At 39.7% G+C, this 20044-nt stretch carries 21 protein-coding genes; 16 read left to right on the plus strand and 5 right to left on the minus strand.

The genetic code is table 11. The annotated features are described in order from the left end of the window. The first annotated feature begins 91 nt into the window (after positions 1 to 91). Both ACM0OY_RS27560 and ACM0OY_RS27565 read left to right on the plus strand, forming a co-directional pair. Complete coding sequence (locus tag ACM0OY_RS27560) at positions 92 to 382, plus strand: PqqD family protein (protein ID WP_414571971.1); 291 nt, start codon at positions 92 to 94, stop codon at positions 380 to 382. Between the two features lie 21 nt (positions 383 to 403). Continuing rightward, on the plus strand, positions 404 to 1585 hold the full coding sequence (locus ACM0OY_RS27565; RefSeq protein ID WP_414571972.1) for a glycosyltransferase: 1182 nt from the start codon (positions 404 to 406) through the stop codon (positions 1583 to 1585). A 108-nt stretch (positions 1586 to 1693) separates the two neighbouring features. Here the strand turns inward: ACM0OY_RS27565 and ACM0OY_RS27570 are convergent, their stop codons facing one another. Continuing rightward, positions 1694 to 2923 (minus strand): glycosyltransferase family 4 protein, encoded by a 1230-nt coding sequence (locus ACM0OY_RS27570; RefSeq protein WP_414571973.1) that lies wholly within the window; start codon positions 2921 to 2923, stop codon positions 1694 to 1696. Between the two features lie 624 nt (positions 2924 to 3547). Here ACM0OY_RS27570 and ACM0OY_RS27575 point away from each other — a divergent pair. The 12 genes from ACM0OY_RS27575 to ACM0OY_RS27630 all read left to right on the plus strand — a co-directional run bounded on the left by ACM0OY_RS27575 (position 3548) and on the right by ACM0OY_RS27630 (position 14009). Beyond that, positions 3548 to 3697 carry a hypothetical protein gene (locus ACM0OY_RS27575; RefSeq protein WP_414571974.1) on the plus strand — a complete coding sequence of 50 codons (150 nt, stop codon included), beginning with the start codon at positions 3548 to 3550 and terminating at the stop codon, positions 3695 to 3697. Between the two features lie 179 nt (positions 3698 to 3876). Next, positions 3877 to 4026 (plus strand): hypothetical protein, encoded by a 150-nt coding sequence (locus ACM0OY_RS27580; protein WP_414571975.1) that lies wholly within the window; start codon positions 3877 to 3879, stop codon positions 4024 to 4026. A gap of 182 nt (positions 4027 to 4208) precedes the next feature. After that, complete coding sequence (locus tag ACM0OY_RS27585; protein WP_414571976.1) at positions 4209 to 4364, plus strand: hypothetical protein; 156 nt, start codon at positions 4209 to 4211, stop codon at positions 4362 to 4364. Positions 4365 to 4633: 269 nt separating this feature from the next. Then, positions 4634 to 5647 (plus strand): HPr kinase/phosphorylase, encoded by a 1014-nt coding sequence (locus ACM0OY_RS27590; protein WP_414571977.1) that lies wholly within the window; start codon positions 4634 to 4636, stop codon positions 5645 to 5647. A gap of 52 nt (positions 5648 to 5699) precedes the next feature. Beyond that, positions 5700 to 6599 (plus strand): glycosyltransferase, encoded by a 900-nt coding sequence (locus tag ACM0OY_RS27595; protein WP_414571978.1) that lies wholly within the window; start codon positions 5700 to 5702, stop codon positions 6597 to 6599. Between the two features lie 4 nt (positions 6600 to 6603). Continuing rightward, on the plus strand, positions 6604 to 7575 hold the full coding sequence (locus tag ACM0OY_RS27600) for an NAD-dependent epimerase/dehydratase family protein (RefSeq protein ID WP_414571979.1): 972 nt from the start codon (positions 6604 to 6606) through the stop codon (positions 7573 to 7575). Positions 7576 to 7800: 225 nt separating this feature from the next. After that, positions 7801 to 8247, plus strand: a complete 447-nt coding sequence (locus tag ACM0OY_RS27605; RefSeq protein ID WP_414571980.1) for a lasso peptide biosynthesis B2 protein — start codon at positions 7801 to 7803, stop codon at positions 8245 to 8247. 4 nt (positions 8248 to 8251) lie between these two features. Continuing rightward, complete coding sequence (locus ACM0OY_RS27610) at positions 8252 to 10069, plus strand: ABC transporter ATP-binding protein (RefSeq protein WP_414571981.1); 1818 nt, start codon at positions 8252 to 8254, stop codon at positions 10067 to 10069. Between the two features lie 7 nt (positions 10070 to 10076). Next, the gene (locus ACM0OY_RS27615; protein WP_414571982.1) at positions 10077 to 11312 is read left to right on the plus strand and encodes a nucleotidyltransferase family protein; all 1236 of its coding nucleotides are present in this window, start codon (positions 10077 to 10079) and stop codon (positions 11310 to 11312) included. A gap of 82 nt (positions 11313 to 11394) precedes the next feature. Then, positions 11395 to 12612, plus strand: coding sequence for a URC4/urg3 family protein (locus ACM0OY_RS27620; protein ID WP_414571983.1), 1218 nt, complete (start codon positions 11395 to 11397; stop codon positions 12610 to 12612). A 160-nt stretch (positions 12613 to 12772) separates the two neighbouring features. Continuing rightward, entirely contained in the window at positions 12773 to 13408 is a 636-nt protein-coding gene (gene upp / locus ACM0OY_RS27625) for a uracil phosphoribosyltransferase (protein ID WP_414571984.1), read from the plus strand. A gap of 250 nt (positions 13409 to 13658) precedes the next feature. After that, positions 13659 to 14009, plus strand: coding sequence for a DUF2294 domain-containing protein (locus tag ACM0OY_RS27630; RefSeq protein ID WP_414571985.1), 351 nt, complete (start codon positions 13659 to 13661; stop codon positions 14007 to 14009). A gap of 268 nt (positions 14010 to 14277) precedes the next feature. On the opposite strand, the gene ACM0OY_RS27635 is transcribed toward ACM0OY_RS27630, so the two are convergent. From ACM0OY_RS27635 to ACM0OY_RS27645, 3 genes are all read right to left on the minus strand, one after another. After that, on the minus strand, positions 14278 to 14883 hold the full coding sequence (locus tag ACM0OY_RS27635; RefSeq protein WP_414571986.1) for a DUF4360 domain-containing protein: 606 nt from the start codon (positions 14881 to 14883) through the stop codon (positions 14278 to 14280). Between the two features lie 738 nt (positions 14884 to 15621). After that, positions 15622 to 16554, minus strand: coding sequence for an ABC transporter permease (locus tag ACM0OY_RS27640; RefSeq protein ID WP_414571987.1), 933 nt, complete (start codon positions 16552 to 16554; stop codon positions 15622 to 15624). A gap of 235 nt (positions 16555 to 16789) precedes the next feature. Beyond that, positions 16790 to 18130, minus strand: a complete 1341-nt coding sequence (locus ACM0OY_RS27645; protein WP_414571988.1) for a CCA tRNA nucleotidyltransferase — start codon at positions 18128 to 18130, stop codon at positions 16790 to 16792. 86 nt (positions 18131 to 18216) lie between these two features. On the opposite strand from ACM0OY_RS27645, the gene ACM0OY_RS27650 reads away from it, so the two are divergent. Further along, positions 18217 to 18465, plus strand: coding sequence for a Ycf34 family protein (locus ACM0OY_RS27650; RefSeq protein ID WP_414571989.1), 249 nt, complete (start codon positions 18217 to 18219; stop codon positions 18463 to 18465). Positions 18466 to 18855: 390 nt separating this feature from the next. Beyond that, entirely contained in the window at positions 18856 to 19353 is a 498-nt protein-coding gene (locus tag ACM0OY_RS27655) for a molybdenum cofactor biosynthesis protein MoaE (protein ID WP_414571990.1), read from the plus strand. 48 nt (positions 19354 to 19401) lie between these two features. Here the strand turns inward: ACM0OY_RS27655 and ACM0OY_RS27660 are convergent, their stop codons facing one another. After that, the gene (locus ACM0OY_RS27660) at positions 19402 to 19647 is read right to left on the minus strand and encodes a hypothetical protein (RefSeq protein WP_414571991.1); all 246 of its coding nucleotides are present in this window, start codon (positions 19645 to 19647) and stop codon (positions 19402 to 19404) included. Between the last annotated feature and the right edge of the window lie 397 nt (positions 19648 to 20044).

The raw sequence follows: 20044 nt of genomic DNA on the forward strand, positions 1-20044 counted from the left end.
AGAACTTGATGAAATAAAAGCCTTAAAAATTTTTACCAAATGACAAAAAAGCCTTATCATTATCCATAATCACAAGGCTTTTTTGGAAAAAATGACAGCGCAAATAGTTTTAAATCACAAAGTATCCTTATCTGCAAATGTTCTGACTCAAGACTTAGCAGGGGAGTCTGTTTTGTTGAATTTACAAAGCGAAGAATATTTTAGTCAAAACGAAGTTGGTACAAAAATATTCTTTGTGCTAACTGAGTCAGATTCTATCCAGACAGCTTACGAAACCTTGCTAAAAGAGTATGACGTAGAGCCAGAAAAATTAAAACAAGACTTGCTCAAGTTTATTGATAAATTGGTTAAGGCTGGACTAGTAGAAATTACTGATTCTTAACTTGAAGCAAAAAATCAAATCATGCGTGTACTGATGATTGGTGCTGGGGGCATTGCCTTGACAAGACCCTTAGATTGGGCAGTTAAAGCAGGTTATGAAGTTTGGCTACTAGGAGATGTAGATCCCTATGAAACTGAAGCTCCCAAAAATTATCGCTATTTCCCCACTGTTTGGCGAAAGTATCTAGAGGAGTTTACCAACACCTACCCCTACGAAGATCGGATGGCGGAGGAAATGGTAGAGCCGTTACGTAAACTTGTAGACGAATTCCAACCTGATATTATCCATGTCCACGCCATTGGTTGGCACGCCTACTGTTGTGCCTTAGCAAATGTTAAACCTCTTGTCGTCTCTGCTTGGGGCTTTTTAAATCATTTGCTAAAACCAGAAAGGGAACACAGCAAGCATAACGATATAGTTAGCCAAGTGTTTAAGAACACTGGTGTGCTGATTGTAGAGACACCAAGTTTGATAGAAAAATCCAAAGCACTGTTGAACCCTAATCAACGGGTAGAATTAATTCCTTTAGGGACAAATCCCCAACATTTTCGCACTGGAGTCACCAAGGATTTGCCAAAATGGCGACGGGAAGTGTTGAAGATTGATGAAGAAGCCACAATTCTGCTTTCGCCCCGTGGTTGGTCTAAGTTGTACAATCACGAGCAGATATTTATAGCCTATGCACAGGCTTATTCCCAATTCACCAAACCCACGGTACTCGTCTTTTCAAAGCTAGGGCGTGGCGGTGGGGAGGAAGCAGTGGCTATTTACGAAAGCATCCGCAAAAAAGCAGAAGAACTCGGCTTATTAGAAAATCTGCGCTGGATGCCTGACCTACCTTATAATTTCATGCCTACAGCCTACAACTTAGCAGATGTAGTTATCAATTATCCTACCAACGATGCCTTTCCTTCGACACTCATTGAAGCAGTTGCCTGTGAACGCCCAGTGATTACCTGTGATTTGTTAGCTTATCGAGGCACTTTTATTGAAGAATTTTGTACTTTGGTAGAATCGGAAAACCCAGATGCTCTGGCAGAGGCAATGATTAAAGTTGTGAATCAACCTCCCCAAGAGCGAGAAGCGCATCTTGCACAAGCACGGCAAGTGATAGTCGAGCAGTATGATGAGGCAATTTTACAAAAGCGGATTTTCCAAATATATGAAGATTTGGCATCTGCTACTAAGGTAATCTCTGCCTAAATTTTCCATCACTAAATTTGATTTCTGCAAGCCGCACACTCGTAACTTACAGTCATGAGTTAGGCGTTCCGTAAATGAAGTGAATTTGTATTAAAATCACTCTATTGTTCAGTTATAAAAACGAGATCCCATAGTTTCTCTTCTTTTAATTGCGCGAGCGTAGCTATTTTCTTGTAGTAGACCAATCCGTTCTATGTTGTACTTGTTCAGTACTCGTTTACGTGCAGCCTGACCTAACTGCATTCGCAAAGATGGGTTGCGTAGTAATTTAACCACTGCTTTAGCAATCTGATTAGGGTTATGAGGGGGAACGAGCTTTCCACATTCACCATGATTGAGTTGCTCAACCATACCTCCGGAACTGCTTCCAACTATTCCACGTGCAGCAGCCATAGCCTCAAGACAGACGAACGGAAAGTTTTCCCATAAACTAGGAAATACGCACAGATCGGTGGTTCCTAAATAAGATGGGATTTTTTCAAATGGTACGAAACCTATGAACTCAAGTGAATTTCTATAAGGTTGCAACATACCTTCAATATACTGCTGCATATCTAAATTAGGGTTAGGTGAAGAAAGTTTTCTGCCAATAAATCGAAAGCTTACTTCCGGGTGCTGCTTCAATACAATCGGTATTGCTTGAGCAAGATCGAGAATACCTTTTCGGTTTTCAAGTCTGCCAATAAAAGTTACTACATTAGTCTGACTCTCAACAGGAATTTCTAAAAGCTCCCTTGATGGAATATATGGGTAGGGTACAAGAGATATCTTGTTACGATTTAACTTCCAAGCCTCGATCAACTCATCAGCTATTGCTTGAGAAGGGGCGACAATTTCATCTGCATTTAAAGCATGGATATATTCAATATCATCTTTAAAATTATATTTCCATCTGGGTTTAATACTTTTACCACGTAAGGCTTCCATATATTCATTTACTTCACGTAAAAATGACGGCTTTTCTTGACTTATCTTACTTGCCAAGAAATATGGCGTATGTAACTTAACTACAAGTGGTATTTCTGGAACAAGGCGAACAGCTTCTCGTGCATCAGCATTATAATCAGTGCCTTCGACCACATCAAACTTGACTAATGAGTGCCTTTCGGCAAAAAGTTGACCAATTCGCTTTACAAAGTTTCTTAGATCGCGTTCATTAATTCGATGAACTAATATCTCGTTTTCAGTTTCGGTTGTAGTACGATACCTACTACCTGCAAATACCTCAACTTGATGACTTCTTTGTTGTAGAACCCTAGCTGCCTGATATACATATGTAGCAATACCTCCATATGCTGTATCGGGTGGATATTCGTAGCTAATAAAAGCAATTTTCATGTGTCTTTACTTTTGGTAGACTATAACTTAAGTCGGTCGGTACAATTAAAGCTAACTAGTGTGGGCTGTCATTTGTTCTTTATCATTAGTCATTAGTAAGAGTTTTAAGCCTATTTACGTTTCGTAATATAGTAGTATTTATTCTCGCCATCTTACTTACTAACCCAAAATTCTAATAAAACCCTATCACTGATTTATCAATTTTTAGAAGAAGAACCCTTGAGTAAACTGTAAGGTTGTTTCATTTTCCACAGGGTATGAGTAGTCAAGTTAATCTCGTCATTTGTACCCCAGGGCAAACGCATCTAAATTACTCTTGATCACAACGAAGGTTAAAAACCAACGAAAAAATCAGGATTTCGCGCTTGATTATTTTTTAAGCCCCAAAGCGATCGCCTAAAATTTTCGCAATAAGCAAGAGTTAATGACATTAATTTTAGTTCTATTGAGAATAGACTTTGCTTGTTGACATGATGCGGCCGCCCTGATTTGTACCCTAAATAATTTAGGCTAAAGAGTACTAATAAATTTAACAATCTTCATGTAAATTTAATTTCGTGATGGTATTATTTTATAGTCTGATAACTCCAAATAAGTAAAATACAAAAAATAAGGGTTACTCAAATGGCTCAATCTGAAAACGTGAAAAAAAACTATTCGGAACCGGAATTAAAAGCTCACGGTAAAATATGTGGTTTGACACAACAAGTGGGTGGTAGCGGTGGTTTTGGTACTACAACCGACTTCAACGTATTCACTGGACTGCCTGATTAGTATAAAAAAATACGTTATTTATTGAATTGACTCGCTGTCATATAAACAATGGGAAGGTAGAGTTCACAACTAGGAAGAATTTATTAAGTAAATAAAATTGCCTCATAAATCTAGCCTAAATACACCTTTCTACCTCCCCTCCTACAAGCCTATTCTGTACACACATAAAGGTTTTTGAAATGTCTCAATCTGAAAACACGAAAAAAAACTATTCGGAACCAGAATTGAAAGCTCACGGTAAAATATCTGGTTTGACACAACAAGTCGGTGGTAGTGGTGGTTTTGGTACAACTACAAGACCTGGCCCCCCCATTACTGGTCTTCCTTAAGCAAGCAGTATAAAAAACATAATGACAGTAAATTTGAATTTCTGTCATATAAATAATGGGAAGGTAGAGTTCACAACTAGAATTTATTAAGTAAATAAAATTGCCTCATAAATCTAGCCTAAATACACCTTTCTACCTCCCCTCCTACAAGCCTATTCTGTACACACATAAAGGTTTTTGAAATGTCTCAATCTGAAAACACGAAAAAAAACTATTCGGAACCAGAATTGAAAGCTCACGGTAAAATATCTGGTTTGACACAACAAGTCGGTGGTAGCGGTGGTTTTGGTACTACAACTGGATTCCCCATATCTACTACCACTGTGTCTCCTCCTTAGTAGTTAAGTAGAAAAAACACGAAAAGCTCAACTTCACTCCCTGTCATATAAATGATGACAGGGTAGAGTTAGCAAGTAGGAAGGGTTTATTAGGCAATTTTATGACCTAACAAATCTAGACTAAAAGGGATTTTTGACCTACCTTTTTCCTTAACAGTTTGTCAAAATAAAGTGTGTAAGTTTCTCCTTTCCAAAAGAACCCCAATTTTTTCAAAAAGTCGGGGTTCTGAAACTCCTGAGTTTGCAGATAAAAATAAATATAAATGCAAATGTCGATTAAAAACGATAATTATTACTATCAATTTTATGGACTCAACCTATCTATTAATAGACTGCTCCCAGGGTTAGTTACTGTTAACAGTTCTGCACCGATAGATGTTGCAATTCACCTAGTTGGTGAACAGCAGAGTCAACCGCCATTACTCGACCAAGCTTTTTGGAATGTGCCGCTTGAGTGGTATCAACAAACAGGCTTCCACCTGTGGACAGCGCATCGGGATGACGGTACTTACTGGAGAATACGCTCTTTTGATGGGGTTGATTGCTTAGAATTCATTTTGAATGCTGATGGTAGTCAAGTTTGGGGTTTTTGGTCTAGAGATGCACTATTTACGGATGCGGTATCTTTGCTGCTGGGTTGTGTACTTGGTCATCTGTTACGGCTGCGGGGAGTGACTTGTCTTCATGCCAGCGTGGTTGCGGTTGATAATAGCGCGATCGCCATTTTAGGACAATCAGGCGCAGGTAAATCAACCACAGCAGCAGCGTTGGCTAGCCGTGGATTCTCCGTATTGGCAGATGATATTGCCGCACTGATTCCTAATGAAAAAAGGTTTTGGGTACAGTCTGCTTATCCTCGTCTACGCCTGTGGCCTAATTCTGTAAATGCCATTCACCGTTCAATAGAAGATTTATCACTGGTATCAACAAATCTAGATAAACGCTTTATAGATTTGCAAATAAAAGATAGAGAACAGTGGCAGTTTCAACCCCAAGCTTTGCCATTAATTGCTGTGTACATATTAGGAGAACGTGACTCAAACCTCACAGCACCTATAATTAATTTTCTTTCTCTGCCTGAAGCAATGAAGCATCTAATGTTCAATTCCTACGGGCGTGCTTTACTCACTTCTCAACAGTGTAGACAGGAGTTTCAAGAATTAGGTCAATTGGCAAAGACTATTCCTGTGCGGGAGTTATTACTTCCTGATAATTTGGGAAGTTTGGGGCAAATTTATGATGTTATTTTAGAGGATTTACACCTGATTCACACTTTGGTTTAGCAACACCAGTAATTTGAATATCTGCCTATATTTACTAAGCAAATTTTTAAATATGCAAGTTTTTAAGCCAACCGTCAGTGTTATTATTCCTACTTACCAGCGTGGCCATCTTGTCAGTCAGGCAATTAACAGCGTTCTGGCACAAACCTACAAAGACTACGAAATTATTGTCATCAACGATGGTTCTCAGGACAATACTCCGCAAGTCTTGGATGAATTTAGCGATCGCGGCATTATCGCTATTCATCAAGCCAATCAAGGATTATCTGCGGCTCGCAATGCTGGAATTCGCTCTGCTAGAGGGAAGTATATCGCCTTTTTAGATGATGACGATCTCTGGGAACCTCAGAAGTTAGAAAAACAAATTTCCGTGTTGGAAGCCAATCCACGCATTGGTTTGATCTATTCAGATTCACTCTTTTTTTGCGATCGACGGGGTTTGTTTCCAGGTTCGTACAATACAGCATATCCTACCCCGAATCTTCAGGTATTATGGACTCTTTTTAGATACAACTACATTCCAGTCCCAACAGTTATTGTGCGTCGAGACTGTTTAGATAAAGTGGGTTTATTTGATGAAACTCTGAGATGTTGTGAAGATTACGATTTATGGCTGCGCCTGATTGAAAAATTTCCGATTTACTTTTTAAATCAACCCTTAGCACGTTATCGGCAATCGCCAAATAATCTTTCTCAAGATAAAGAGCAGATGTTCGCTAACCACCTGCGCGTTAAGGAAAAAGTCATCGATCGCAATCCAGAATTCCTAAAATTTCCTGTTAATTTTCTCGATCCTTACTTTTACAATATCTACCTCGGACTTGCCAATTTACATATTCAAAATCATCAAATAGAGCAAGCGTGTAGAGTTTTGCATCGCTATCGAGAAATGCGGGGTGAAACCCCTAGGTATGAAGAGTTGCGATTATCTATATCTACTGAACAAATTTAAGATCATGCATTTTATTGTCACTGGCGGAGCCGGATTTATTGGCTCTCATCTTACAGAACAATTGTTATCAGAAGGTCATCGTGTCACTGTAGTTGATAATCTCACTACTGGACGTTTAGAGAACTTACCCAAACATCGTCATCTGACGTTTCTCCAAAAAGATATTTTGATATGTCAACCAGAAGATTTTACAGAGAAAGTTGATGGAATTGCCCATTTAGCAGCTATTTCATCAGTGACAGAATCTTTGTATCGTCCCCTAGAGGCTCATCACAATAATCTTTCGGCGACCCTGGCTGTGATTCAACTTTGCCAAGCTTTAAGTATTCCTAAGTTAGTATTTGCCAGTTCTGCATCTGTATACGGCAATCTCACCCAATTACCAATTTCAGAAGAGCAAAAAACCTCTCCTCTGTCACCCTACGGCTTACAAAAACTGGTGAGCGAACAATACGCTAGTATCTTTGCTAAACAACTAGGTTTTTCATTTGTTGGCTTACGAATTTTTAACGTATTTGGCCCTAGACAAATTCCTAATTCAAGCTATTCTGGCGTAATTTCCCGATTTGTTGATGTTATGCAACGTAGCTTACCAATTACTATTTATGGCGATGGAAGTCAAACCAGGGACTTTATTTATGTTAAAGATGTAGTTAGGGCTTTTTCTCAAGCATTAAAAGCAAATGTTACCCCTGGTTCATCCTTAATTTGTAACTTAGGAACTGGAAAATCTACTTCTTTAGTGCAGTTGATTGATATTCTCAAAAATCATTTTCCGCAATGGCAATCAGAAATTAATTTCCTTTCTCCTCGTTTGGGAGATATTCAACATTCACAAGCTGATATCTCCAGGATATCTTCATGTTTAGACTTTCATCCTCAGTGGTCAGCAGAGTCGGCCATTAATTTTTTAGTTGCATCATCTTTCAACAACAATGATAATTATTCAAAACCACGGTTTTCTCTATCTGCTTAAGAGGATGTTTGAAAAGTTCTCTTGTCGGTATCGAAAAGTTCTAGATCCCCCTAAATCCCCCTTAAAAAGGGGGACTTTGATTCCGGGTTCCCCCCTTTTTAAGGGGGGCTAGGGGGGATCTACAAGTGCCTAAAATGACAGCAAATCACTTTTCAAACAACCTCTAATATTTAGATAATTAAAATTCCGTTATAAATAAGAAAATCATCAAACATTTCAGGAAAAATGAAGCACTTATCTAAATTTTTCAAATTAGATTATCAAAAAAAACAACTTTTAATTAACACTTTTATTGTATTGACATTAGTTAGATTAGGTTTATGGTTGCTGTCATTTAAAACCTTACATAAACTTCTATTAAGGCTAAGTAACACCAAACCTAAATGCCAAGAAAAACACCACATTTCTCTTGACAAAATTATCTGGGCTGTGGAAGTTAGCAGTCATTATATGCCTGGTGGTGTCAAGTGTTTAGCGCGTGCCTTGACTTGCCAGGTGTTCATGAGTCGCCACGGTTATACATCTAATCTCTGCATTGGTGTGGCCAAAGATATAGAAGGAGAGTTAAAAGCTCATGCGTGGTTAGAAAATCAGGGACAGGTTGTAATTGGCGATGTTGCAGACCTTTCTCATTTTAGCCAACTGGCATCTTTTACAAAAGAGCATATTTAAAAACATGAAAGCAGGCAAAACTTTAAGATATAAAATCCAGCAAAGCTTACGCATTCTGCCTGCCTTACGCTTAGTTTGGAATAGTAGTCCTCGTTTGACTATTGCTTTGGTTGCACTTTTGGTTATTCAAGGTTTATTGCCCCTACTCTCTCTCTATCTAACCAAACTCATCGTAGATACAATAGCCGCCAGTGTTAATGTTGCCGACAAAGGAGCCGCCTTTGATCGAGTATTACTTTTGCTTGGCTTGTTTGTTGCTATCACCCTAGTAACTAACCTGTGTTCTTCCCTGACGGAACTGGTGTATGCCGCCCAATCTCAGCAACTAACTGACTACATGCAAAACGTCCTCCATGCTAAATCAATAGAAGTAGACCTGGAGTATTACGAAAACTCTGAATATTATGATGCCTTGCAGCGAGCGCAAAAAGAAGCTCCATCTCGACCAGGGCAAATCCTACATCGTTTGGCATGGCTATGTTTGAGTAGTATCTCTTTGGTGGCGATGCTGGGGTTGCTACTGTCATTGCATTGGGGAATAGGAATTATCTTATTTGTTGCCGCGATTCCAGCCCTGGCAGTGCGGGTGAGATACTCTGGCATCATGTATCATTGGCAGCGCCGAAAGACAGCCCAGGAACGCCAAGCAGGCTACTTGAGTCGGATACTGACTACAGAGCAACACGCTAAAGAAATTCGCTTGTTTGATTTGGGTTCTTTCTTTAGTGAGTGGTATCTGCGTGTGCGATCGCAACTATACCAAGAAAACATAGCCATGACCAAAAGACAATCTGTGGCTAATCTTGGCGCTCAAGCCACAGCGACAACTTTAGTTTTTGCTGCCTATGGTTTCATTATTTATCAAACTATGCAAGGCACTATCCGTTTTGGTGATTTAGTCCTCTATTACCAAGCATTGCAACGGGGACAAAACGACCTAAAAAGTCTCTTGGGTGGTCTGTCTGGTTTATATGAAGACAACCTATTTCTCGCAAACTTATATGAATTTCTAGACTTGAAGCCAAAGGTTGTAGAACCGTTACATCCAAAACCATTTCCCATACCAATGCAAAATGGCATTGTGTTTAATCACGTCAGCTTTCAATATGCAAATACGAAGCGTCAGGCACTCCAGGATATTAATCTGACTATTCGCCCAGGAAAAGTTGTCGCGTTGGTAGGAGAAAACGGTTCCGGCAAGACTACTTTAATTAAGCTTCTCTGTCGCTTATACGATCCCACTTTTGGAAGTATTACCATTGATGGCATAGATTTACGCCAATTTGAAATTGCTGCCCTCCGCAGTCAAATTAGTGTCATTTTTCAAGATTATACAAAATATCATCTGACTGCTAAAGAAAATATTTGGATGGCAAATATTAAGCTGCCATTTACCCACGACAAAATCATCGCTGCTGCCCGTTGTTCTGGTGCTGATGATGTTATCAGAAAGCTACCTCAAGGTTACGACACCACACTGGGTAAATTCTTTGAACAAGGGGAAGAATTGAGCATCGGTCAGTGGCAAAAAATTGCTTTAGCCAGAGCATTTTTGCGAGATTCACAGTTAATTGTGTTGGACGAACCAACTAGTGCTTTAGACCCTAAAGCCGAAGAAGAGGTGTTTCAGAATTTCCGCCAACTTATTAAAAATCAAGCTGCTATCCTCATTAGCCATCGCTTATCAACTGTCAAAATGGCTGACTGTATCTACGTAATGGCAAACGGTTCAATCATGGAAAGCGGCACTCACGAGGAACTAATAAATCTGGGTGGTAGCTATGCAGACTTGTTTGAAACGCAAGCCCAACACTATAAGTGAGTAATTTATGATTACCTTAAACCAGCCTATTATTCAATTGCCAATAAAGGTTAGCCATCCAGAAACTGAGCTACTGGTGTGTTGTACCCGAACTGACATAGATTCCGAAACCGCAAAGCGAATTAAAACTTTACTCCAGCAAGACATAGACTGGACATTGCTCATGCAAATAGCAACATATCATGGAACGATACCACTTTTATACCAGAGTCTCAATACCACTGGAAAAGAAGCTATTCCCAAAACAGTCTTAACTCAGCTTCGGAATCGCTACCATGCTAATGCTAGCCGCAACTTATTTTTGAGTCATGAGTTGCTTAAAATCCTTAAGCTTTTTGAAGCTCATAAAATTCCGGCAATTCCTTTCAAAGGACTTGTTTTAGCTGCTTCTGTTTATGGCAACTTAGCGATGAGACAGTTTAGCGATTTAGATATTTTGGTGAAACAAGAAGATATAGCCAAAGCTCAAAAATTATTGATTACTCAAAAATATCAACTAGAAGCTGACTACTATGGTTGGCAACATACTTTTGTCCATAGCCAGAAACCAGAAATAGTGGTGGATCTTCACACCGAATTGACCCCCTTATCTTACTTCCCTTTTAAACTTCCTGACTTTGAAACTTTGTGGCAACGAAGCAGGTCTTTATCTCTCAATGGTGAATCTATCATCGACTTATCTTTTGATGATTTGTTGATTATTCTTGCTGTACAAGTTGCCAGAGCCGTTAATGAAGGTAGAGAGTCTTTAGCTCAGATTTGCGATTTAGCTGAATTATTGCGTATTCAACAGACATTGGATTGGGAAGAATTATTGCAGAAAGTAAACAGTCTGGAACTGAAAAGACCATTCTTTATTAGTCTGTTAATAGTTAATACTCTCCTGAATACCCCTTTACCAGACCAACTCAAGCAGGCTATTCAACAACAGATCCAAATCGATCCAACAATTTTAATTTATGCTGTCCGGATGCAGAAACAGCTTTTCATGGAAGTTAAAACTCCACGATTCATTCAACTTTTTTTTCAACACTTGATGATCGACGGGCCACTTAGTAGAATGCCAGTTCGTGTTTATTTAGTGTGGCAATTTTTGAGTTTTATAACCAGACTAGTAATCACTGATACTAATCAAGCAGACCGAGAATTTTTCTCATTGCCGTCTAGTCTCTCTTTCCTATACTACTTAATCAGACCAATACGACTAGCAAGCAGATACATAACGAATAGTGTATATAGATGAAAAACGGCATTGCTGAATTGGAATATGAAATTTAAAAATCAACTCTTCTCAACTCTTACTCTAGAGCAAGTACAAGTGACAAATGACTAATGATAAACAAGAATTGATTGCATATCTTCGTTCCCCAGTGGCGATTCGGGAACGATGCGGGCAACTGTTTACACTGGCAAATGAAGGAAAATCGCGTTATTTTAATTGCGATTTGACGAAGTTGACAAAGGTTGCAGATTATGTAGTTGAAGTTATGCGGTGCGAGTACCCAGATTTGCAAATTCCGTTTCACAGTCGTTGGCGACATTTTGAGGCTGGGGGTGTGCCGCGTTTAACTGTGTTGGATACTCAGTTAGCGGGACTGACGCCTCTGGAAAAAGCTGGTGCTAAGTTTGATTTGGCAATTGTCAGTGTGTTGTTGGATGCGGGTGCGGGGAACAATTGGCGTTATGATGAACAAGAAACTGGGTTAAAATTAGGGCGATCGGAAGGTTTGGCTGTAGCCAGTTTTCAAATGTTTTGTCAAGGTGCTTTTTCCAGCCATAATTTGCCCCAAGTAGATGCTCAAAAATTGCAAGCATTTACAGAAGCAGAACTCACCACAGGTTTTCAGGTAAATGCAGAAAATCCTCTAGTAGGAATTTATGGGCGTTTGCAATTATTACAAAAATTAGGACAAGCTTTAGTTTCTTCACCTAATTTGTTTGGAAATGAAAAACCTCGCCCAGGAAATTTGGTAAATTATCTTTTGGGCAAATCTGAAAATGGACAACTAGCAGCTGCAACTGTTTTTAGTGCAGTTTTAGAAGGATTGAGTGAAATTTGGCCTGGGAGATTAGAAGTTGGTGGGGTAAATTTGGGAGATGTTTGGCGACATCCAGCCGTTAGGGATGATGGTTTAGTGCCTTTTCACAAATTGTCTCAGTGGCTGACATATTCTTTATTAGAACCACTACAAGAACTCGGTTTAGTCATTACTGGTTTAGATGTCCTCACTGGATTACCAGAATATCGTAATGGGGGATTGTGTATTGATTTGGGACTTGTTAATGTTAAAGACTCAGAGGTTTGGCGATCGCCTCATTCAGTAGCATCAGAAGTTATAGTTGAATGGCGTGCTTTGACGGTGATTCTCTTAGATTCTATTGCTGCTACAGTGCGCGAAAAGTTGCATATGACTCCTGAAGAAATGCCACTAGTAAAAATTCTCCAAGGCGGAACTTGGACAGCTGGGCGTAAAATTGCTGCTGAACTCAGAACAGGTGGTACATCGCCTATCCAAATAGATAGTGATGGTACAGTATTTTAACTATCAAATTTTATAGCAAGTAGCTAGAAATAGTTTATCAGCTGAAATTACCTTTAGCTAAAGCTAGATAATAAAATTTCAGAAGCTCTATTATCTATGCAGTTCCTTTTTTGATGGTTTTGAGTAAGTCTTAAATATTCATCTAAAAGTTTTACAAAATATGTACAACCAAGTAACATTAATCGAACATCCATTGATTCAGCACAAACTAACGCTGATGCGGAAAGCTGAAACCAGCACCACGAAATTCCGCACTCTCCTAAAAGAAATTAGCTTGTTGTTGGCTTATGAAGTCACGCGAGATTTACCGCTGAAATCTGAAAACATTCAAACACCATTAGCCCCAATGAATGCGCCAATGTTGGCTCCTGATAAAAAATTGGTGTTAGTCTCTGTGATGCGTGCAGGACAAGGAATTTTGGATGGTATGTTAGAATTAATACCATCAGCAAGGGTGGGACATATTGGTTTATATCGTGACCCTAAAACTCTAATTCCTATTGAGTATTATTTCAAAGTTCCTCATGATGTTGACAAGCGGGATATGCTTGTGGTTGACCCAATGCTAGCCACTGGAAATTCAGCTGTGGCAGCTGTCGAACGCCTAAAATCAACTAATCCCTTATCAATTAAGTTTATCTGCTTACTCGCTGCACCGGAAGGTATTGAGCGTTTCTGTGAAGCGCATTCTGATGTACCGCTGTATACCGCTGCCATTGATGACCATTTGGATGAGCATGGCTATATTATCCCTGGGTTGGGAGATGCAGGCGATCGCTTATTTGGTACAAAATAAACTAATTACTTATAGAACCAAAGAGGAAGGACGAATAATTAAATGCACACAGCACAAATCCTTGATTAGGAATTTTTACACTTCTGGCATGTGGGATTCTTTGCCTTAAAAATCCTACTAAATACATTACATTGATACACGAACTCAATCACCAGCATCGATAAAATTTTCAGAATATTACCTGATATAGTATAATTTTCAAAACTCCTACTCGGAGAGTCTAAGAATAAATATTATACTTTAACTACTAATGATACAACCTACCATTGGACAATTAGAAACAGAAATATCGGACCAGGTTAAAAATTTATATAACGAAAGACTGGGACAGCCTCCCAGCCAAATAATTTGCCATTTTTTTGATACTGAAATTGTAATTTCTCTAGAAAACTCTGTTACTCAAGTTGAAGAAACTCTACTTCAGGGAGGCTATGACAACTTAGCTGAACAAGTACGATTATATTTAGATAAATTAATTAAACCACAATTGAAAAAAATGATAGAGGAGATTATTGGCAAACCTATCCTTGACCTGATGACGAATACAAATTTAGCAACAGGGCGTACTGGAATTATTGTTGTTTTAAAATCTATTAGCTGAAATCTATCCCCAAGGAAAATGTCAAAAATTTAACTGATTGATTCATGATATTAGCGCCAAAATGTCTAATTTAGACGCGCATCAGCTGAGTCGAAAAAAACGTAGGTTGGGCTTGCATTAACTTAACATCCCAATAAATGTTGGGTTGAGACAAAGATCAAACTTACTTGTTACAAGGCTGTTAACCCCAAGATCGTAGTAGTTCCCCAACCTACGCCTCATACGTTTTCAAAGCTGAGAGTTTGGTTGCTTCCCGCTTTGAAAATACTTAACGACACTGGCGATATTTGATGTGATAAACCAAACCACGATGCGCAAGGTCAAAGGAGTCAACAGTGGCCATTCCTTTACCCCTGGCGGTCATAGCAGCATTCACACGCATATTTACACTGTCGCCACAGCGTGACCAAACATCAGCCACAGTCACTAGCTGATCTCGAACGTTGTAATCAGTTTCGCCGTTAAACACCCTAGAAAAAACAGGGCCACGCTGACCAGCAAAAAAGTACTCGGCTCTGAGTCTGCCAATTGTGGACGGAGCAACATAGCCCCGATAATCAGCATCGTAGAGGGAAATTTGAAAGCCTTGGGGTACTTGAATCGGGATACTCATATTACAGTTTTTACGAGTTTCTCCTGGCTTATTCCCCACAGCAATAAATTGATCGAATAGAATACTTAGCTCTTGACCATCGGGACTGACGCTGACGCTAGCAGAACCATCGGGGCAACCGTTACCACCATATTCTGCGCCTAAAATTTCAACTTTTTCGTTAGCAAGGGCGGGACCGATGGAAGCCGTAATCAGTGTCGCCGCAGCTAGAAAAGCTTTAACAAAGTTAACACTTCTTTTCTGAAAATTTTGACTATTCATTACTCACCTAACTTGAGTATTTTGTACAGTGTTAGCTCCAAATTTGATATGAATAATTCCGGAAATTTTTTTGAGAAACTGTATTATTTTTGGAATAAATTTTGATGTATAACTTGTAACTTTTTCAAGAATTTTTGTATGGAGAAAATATCTAAAATAAGCTCAATTCTGTCAAACAATGAACTCATTGACGGTGAGATTAAGATAAGTTTAGTAACTATAATTTTTAGAGATTGTAAACTCTCACGTTCTTTATTAGAAGGTGACGCTTAGACCATTATCGGCATCATAGACACCTCAAAAGTCCTGATAGATAGGCTTTTGCGGTCTAATCGAGCTATGTTTACATACTGAAGTTAACTATCATTGAACTGAATAGCTGATAGAAATATCTCAACTAAGTTCAGTCTCATCAGTCAGAATAAATGCAGAAATTATGTAGTATTGTTAAATTAATAAACAAAACTTTTCCTCGCTAAATATTTTATTTAGCAACCCACAATTAAGCTATTACGCTTTTAAATTTAACAGTCACTCATGAGGTTCATTGAGCATTAACGCTTAACCCTTCAATATTCAATCCGTGCTTGCTTAACGACTAAAAATTTTTATCTAGTGTTCCCGCAAAATTTGAGTAGGCGATCGCTATTGATTTGAGATTACGCATTGATACAAAACCTGGAAAATGTGTCGTAAACAACACATGTTTTATAAGTGTTTAGCATTCCTAAACTCCTACTAATCCAGATTTTCAGGCAAATAGGGAAGACCTAATGCTTTTGGGGTTACGGATTTACCAGTCTTACCCACCAACGCCAAAATAGCGATCGCATAAGGTAGCATCACCAGAAATTGATAAGGTATATTCGCGCCCAAGGCCTGAATTCGCAACTGCAAGGCTTCTGTAGCCCCAAATAACAAACAAGCTAAAGCAGTGCCTACAGGATGCCACCTACCAAAAATTAAAGCAGCGATCGCAATAAATCCTTTACCAGCACTCATATTCTCTGTAAAAAATCTTACTTGTACCAAAGCGAGATCGGCACCTCCCAAACTGGCAAGACAGCCTGCGATCGCCACTGCCGAATACCTCACTGATTCTACAGATATTCCAGCAGTTTTGGCTGCTTGAGGATGTTCTCCCACCGCCCGCAGAGTTAAACCAAAACTTGTACGAAATAAAATATACGTACTTATAATCACCAATATAATAAGTAAATATGCTAAAATGTCTTGCTGAAATAGCAACGACCCCAACAGCGGAATATTAGCAAGACCAGGAATAACTATAGCTTCAATTCCCGGTAATCGTTGAGTACTACCACCCCTAAACACTAACCGCGCCAGAAACGATGTCATCCCAGATGCTACTAAATTAATTGCTAACCCTGATACCAGCTGGTCAACACGCAAAGTCACACACAAAAAAGCATGAAGTAGTCCCACCAAAACGCCAGCAATCAAAGCTGCAAAGATACCAACCCAAACATTCCCTGTGTAAAAAGTAGCAACAGCACTAGTAAAAGCTCCAGTTAGCAACATCCCTTCTAGAGCAATATTTAGCACCCCTGAACGTTCCGAATACAATCCACCAAGTGCGGCAAATGCTAGGGGTACAGTTAGACGCAGACTGGCAACTAGGTAATCAGAAAAAAAAGTTAGGTTATCCATAAAAAAGTGCTGATACTAATTCTGTATGAAAATGCGCCATATATGAGAAACGAACCGCAAAGGACGCATAGACGCGGAGCGGCTTCCCGCAGGGTAGGACGCAAAGAAAGAAACAAATAAGAAGTTAAAAAATTTGGCGCAGCCTCATAAAGAAATGGTATGAGTGCGGAGTAGAGACGCGATTAACCCAAGTCTTTCCAAGAGTTAGGAGTTAAGAATTATTCTCTTTATCCTCTTATCCCCTCTGTCCCTCTGCCTCCCCTGCCTTGATTAAATGACGTGCCAATGCGATCCCCTCTGTTGCTGTTGACACTTTCCCTTCGGCTTGTGCGATGGCAATTTCTGTCAACAATTTGCCCACTATTGGCGAAGCTGGAATATCTAGTGCTATAATCAACTCCTTCCCACTGACTAATGTAGTGGGATGAGCGACCAGATCATCAGGGTTCAGGTAGCGGTTGATTAAAGGTGCAAAGACAAGGCAACGCGTTGCATAGGCTTCCTCTGTTGTAGCGACTGCTGTGTTTAGCTGCTTGTTGCCAGACATCGCCTCTACCAAATTATCAAATGCTACAGCTAGCGCTACCGTGGCAGGAAACATAATATTTGCATCTTGGAACAAAAAGTATTGTTCTCGCAAAGACATATTTGCTATTTTCAGCTGCGGTGATAATTTTAGAGCAGTGGTTACACCGCGAATTTCAGCACGACTATAGGTAAGTTCCTGTAATTCTACTTCTGCTAATTCTGGATTTGGGTTCACAAGACAAGCAAGTTTAGCAATGGCTAACCAAGTAGTTTTGATAGTATCCCGGACATATGCTTGTAGTTGTACTCCCAGTTGTTGCCAATTTTGGGCCAGTAAAACTGCTGCATCGTCAACTGCTGCTAGTTTATTTAAGCTTTCACGGGTGGCGTTTTTGAAGAAAGGGCTAAGTAAACCATCTTCCCAAGCAGTTGTTATCCAGGGAGTACCTTGAGAATTTGCCAATAAATAACCGATTTCTACCCGAAATCGTTCTGCTGCAACCTTGCTGATGTGTGATGCCAAAGAACGAATTGTAGTTTGGGTAGCTGACTCAATAGTAAAATTCAGTTGGGCAGCTTGGCGATAAGCTCGCATTAACCTCAAAGGGTCATCCTCTAGGTTAGCGGGTGATACCATTCGCAAAATGCCCTGTTGTAAATCTGCATATCCTTGTAGAGGATCGATGATTTCTTGCGTGTGGGGATTGTAGGCGATCGCATTTATTGTAAAGTCCCGTCTGTGCAAGTCAACCTCTAAACTATCTCCTTCTTGTTGGGCAAAGTCAGCTGTGGCGTGAGGAAAAACCACACGGGCGATTTGTCGTTCTGCATCGAGTAACACAAACCCAGCATTATAATGATGAGCGATCGCTCTTGCTACCTTTACCGCCTTTGATGGTATAACAAAATCTAGATCTAGGTATTCGCGAGTTCTGCCAAGGATGGCATCCCGCACAGCACCACCCACCATATAAGCGGGTTGTGGCAATAACGCCAAGCTAAAAGGCCAATTTTCGGGAGCTAGGGTAGAAGCAACAAAAGAATGCATTGTAATAAAAATCAACCCTGCAACTAATGAATAACAGTCCGGCTTAAGCTAGATTAACAATAAAGGCCCCTGGAGTTGGTTCTATTATGTGTATTTGCGTGAACTGCCACTATGTAGACCGCTGTCTCACCTATCATGCCGTAGAAGGGCAGCACCAACAACCCCACTTGACCGAAACACCAGATTTTGACCCGAATGAACCTTCTATCAACGTCAACATCCGGACTAAAGACGATGTGATTGAAATGGAATGGGATGTTGTTGGTTGTCTGAGCTTTAAACGGGAAACGGGTAAATGGTCGAAGTTGCGTCCTGGTGAATTAGTACCGACTTGAAAAGTCAAACAATTTTGGATTTTAGATTTGCAATTTTAGATTGACTTCCAAGTTTTTTCACAAAAATCTTTGCAACATCATAAATCGTCTGTAGGGGCGTATAGCTCGCCCCTACCTATTTAAGTACGGCATTGACAAATCTAGCGAAAGATGCATCTTAAAGAACCATCAATTGCTGTTTAATCTTCAAGATTATCCATAATTTCACTACGTCTGCGATCAACTCAGCAGGGCTGAGTTGTTTTGCATGGCTTAGTTTAAAGTCGAGTTAAATTATTAACCAAAAAAAATCTCGTTTTGCCCAAGAGTATTAGCGAGAGTAGGTAAACCTACACCAGCAGCGCTTTGTTCAGCGAGAATAGAAAAAGCCCACATAATATTGACGCAGTTATGACGACTACACTTACCTCTCGTGTTAAACCAAGAGCTGAAGATAGTTTTGCCATTAGCTTTGCACCATTGTCTCTTGAAGAGATCTATACCAAGTCTGACGATCCAGCTAACGGTGCCGTAGTTGTGATGAGTGGAATGGTTCGCAATCAAACCGATGGTAAACCTGTGGTTGCCTTAGAGTATCAAGCTTATGAACCTATGGCATTGCAAGTATTTTATCAAATTGCTACTGATATTCGTTTATCTACGTCTGATGTGAATCGAGTGGCAATTCATCATCGCATCGGACGTTTGCGAGTTGGGGAAATCAGCGTTTTAGTTGCAGTGGGTTGTCCTCATCGCAGTGAAGCGTTTGAAGCTTGCCGCTATGCTATTGATACCCTCAAACATAATGCGCCTATATGGAAGAAAGAGTGGTATAGCGAGCCAGATGGTAAACTATCTGGTAGTTGGGTAAGTATTGGTGCTTGTGAACAGTTAGGAGAAAATTGTTAAAATTCCCCAATTGGTTGCCTATGCCCGTGTTTCGTCTAGAGCTGGAGTTTAGACTAGTCTAAACTCCAGGTGAAAGGTAGATCCAGGAAAATAGGCAATATCTCTTTCAACTAAGGGAAATAGAGATTGAACCAAGAAACTAGCGATCTCCAGAGATAGCGATCGCATATCGCAGCGATACTCTAAAATTTCTCCAGAGAGCGATTGCACATCGCACAAAACATAATTCTGCCTGAAATCACAAAAGGCGAACAGTAATGACTCATCTGGGAAAGAAAGAGAAGAAATATTCACTTTGCCTACTCAAAAAATGAAAAGCTGTTACAGCAACATATTGGTAGTGTCTGCCATATAGATTTGATTGTGCGATCGGTCTATGGAGAGTTAGAGCCAAAAGTTAGTTTGGAAGGTAGTCAAAGGTAGAGTTCACTCAACACTGACTAAAAATTGGGATAATTTTTGCAACTCTATTTTAACTTCTTCGATCGAGCCTCAAGAACTGGATAAATTTTATACCTTTGTTATCTCTTGTCAGACTTTTTTGTAGCAATAACCACTTGTAAGTAGGTAGACACAATTAAATGTAAAATACCGTTCTCCAGAAACTAGATAGGATAAGCCTTTTTACTTCTGCCATCTAGCTTGAAAAATAGCTTAGGGCGGAGGTAGGCAGCAAGATATGTTGCTGTGG

The sequence above is a fragment of the Nostoc sp. CCY 9925 genome, from assembly GCF_963920935.1.
In the GTDB taxonomy this organism is placed as follows: Bacteria; Cyanobacteriota; Cyanobacteriia; order Cyanobacteriales; family Nostocaceae; genus Nostoc.

Excerpts from the sequence above, each read along its gene's own strand:
- ACM0OY_RS27560 (WP_414571971.1), top strand. The coding sequence starts at position 92 with ATGACAGCGCAAATAGTTTTAAATCACAAAGTATCCTTATCTGCAAAT.
- ACM0OY_RS27565 (WP_414571972.1), top strand. The coding sequence starts at position 404 with ATGCGTGTACTGATGATTGGTGCTGGGGGCATTGCCTTGACAAGACCC.
- ACM0OY_RS27570 (WP_414571973.1), bottom strand. The coding sequence starts at position 2,923 with ATGAAAATTGCTTTTATTAGCTACGAATATCCACCCGATACAGCATAT.
- ACM0OY_RS27575 (WP_414571974.1), top strand. The coding sequence starts at position 3,548 with ATGGCTCAATCTGAAAACGTGAAAAAAAACTATTCGGAACCGGAATTA.
- ACM0OY_RS27580 (WP_414571975.1), top strand. The coding sequence starts at position 3,877 with ATGTCTCAATCTGAAAACACGAAAAAAAACTATTCGGAACCAGAATTG.
- ACM0OY_RS27585 (WP_414571976.1), top strand. The coding sequence starts at position 4,209 with ATGTCTCAATCTGAAAACACGAAAAAAAACTATTCGGAACCAGAATTG.
- ACM0OY_RS27590 (WP_414571977.1), top strand. The coding sequence starts at position 4,634 with ATGTCGATTAAAAACGATAATTATTACTATCAATTTTATGGACTCAAC.
- ACM0OY_RS27595 (WP_414571978.1), top strand. The coding sequence starts at position 5,700 with ATGCAAGTTTTTAAGCCAACCGTCAGTGTTATTATTCCTACTTACCAG.
- ACM0OY_RS27600 (WP_414571979.1), top strand. The coding sequence starts at position 6,604 with ATGCATTTTATTGTCACTGGCGGAGCCGGATTTATTGGCTCTCATCTT.
- ACM0OY_RS27605 (WP_414571980.1), top strand. The coding sequence starts at position 7,801 with ATGAAGCACTTATCTAAATTTTTCAAATTAGATTATCAAAAAAAACAA.
- ACM0OY_RS27610 (WP_414571981.1), top strand. The coding sequence starts at position 8,252 with ATGAAAGCAGGCAAAACTTTAAGATATAAAATCCAGCAAAGCTTACGC.
- ACM0OY_RS27615 (WP_414571982.1), top strand. The coding sequence starts at position 10,077 with ATGATTACCTTAAACCAGCCTATTATTCAATTGCCAATAAAGGTTAGC.
- ACM0OY_RS27620 (WP_414571983.1), top strand. The coding sequence starts at position 11,395 with ATGACTAATGATAAACAAGAATTGATTGCATATCTTCGTTCCCCAGTG.
- upp (WP_414571984.1), top strand. The coding sequence starts at position 12,773 with ATGTACAACCAAGTAACATTAATCGAACATCCATTGATTCAGCACAAA.
- ACM0OY_RS27630 (WP_414571985.1), top strand. The coding sequence starts at position 13,659 with ATGATACAACCTACCATTGGACAATTAGAAACAGAAATATCGGACCAG.
- ACM0OY_RS27635 (WP_414571986.1), bottom strand. The coding sequence starts at position 14,883 with ATGAATAGTCAAAATTTTCAGAAAAGAAGTGTTAACTTTGTTAAAGCT.
- ACM0OY_RS27640 (WP_414571987.1), bottom strand. The coding sequence starts at position 16,554 with ATGGATAACCTAACTTTTTTTTCTGATTACCTAGTTGCCAGTCTGCGT.
- ACM0OY_RS27645 (WP_414571988.1), bottom strand. The coding sequence starts at position 18,130 with ATGCATTCTTTTGTTGCTTCTACCCTAGCTCCCGAAAATTGGCCTTTT.
- ACM0OY_RS27650 (WP_414571989.1), top strand. The coding sequence starts at position 18,217 with ATGTGTATTTGCGTGAACTGCCACTATGTAGACCGCTGTCTCACCTAT.
- ACM0OY_RS27655 (WP_414571990.1), top strand. The coding sequence starts at position 18,856 with ATGACGACTACACTTACCTCTCGTGTTAAACCAAGAGCTGAAGATAGT.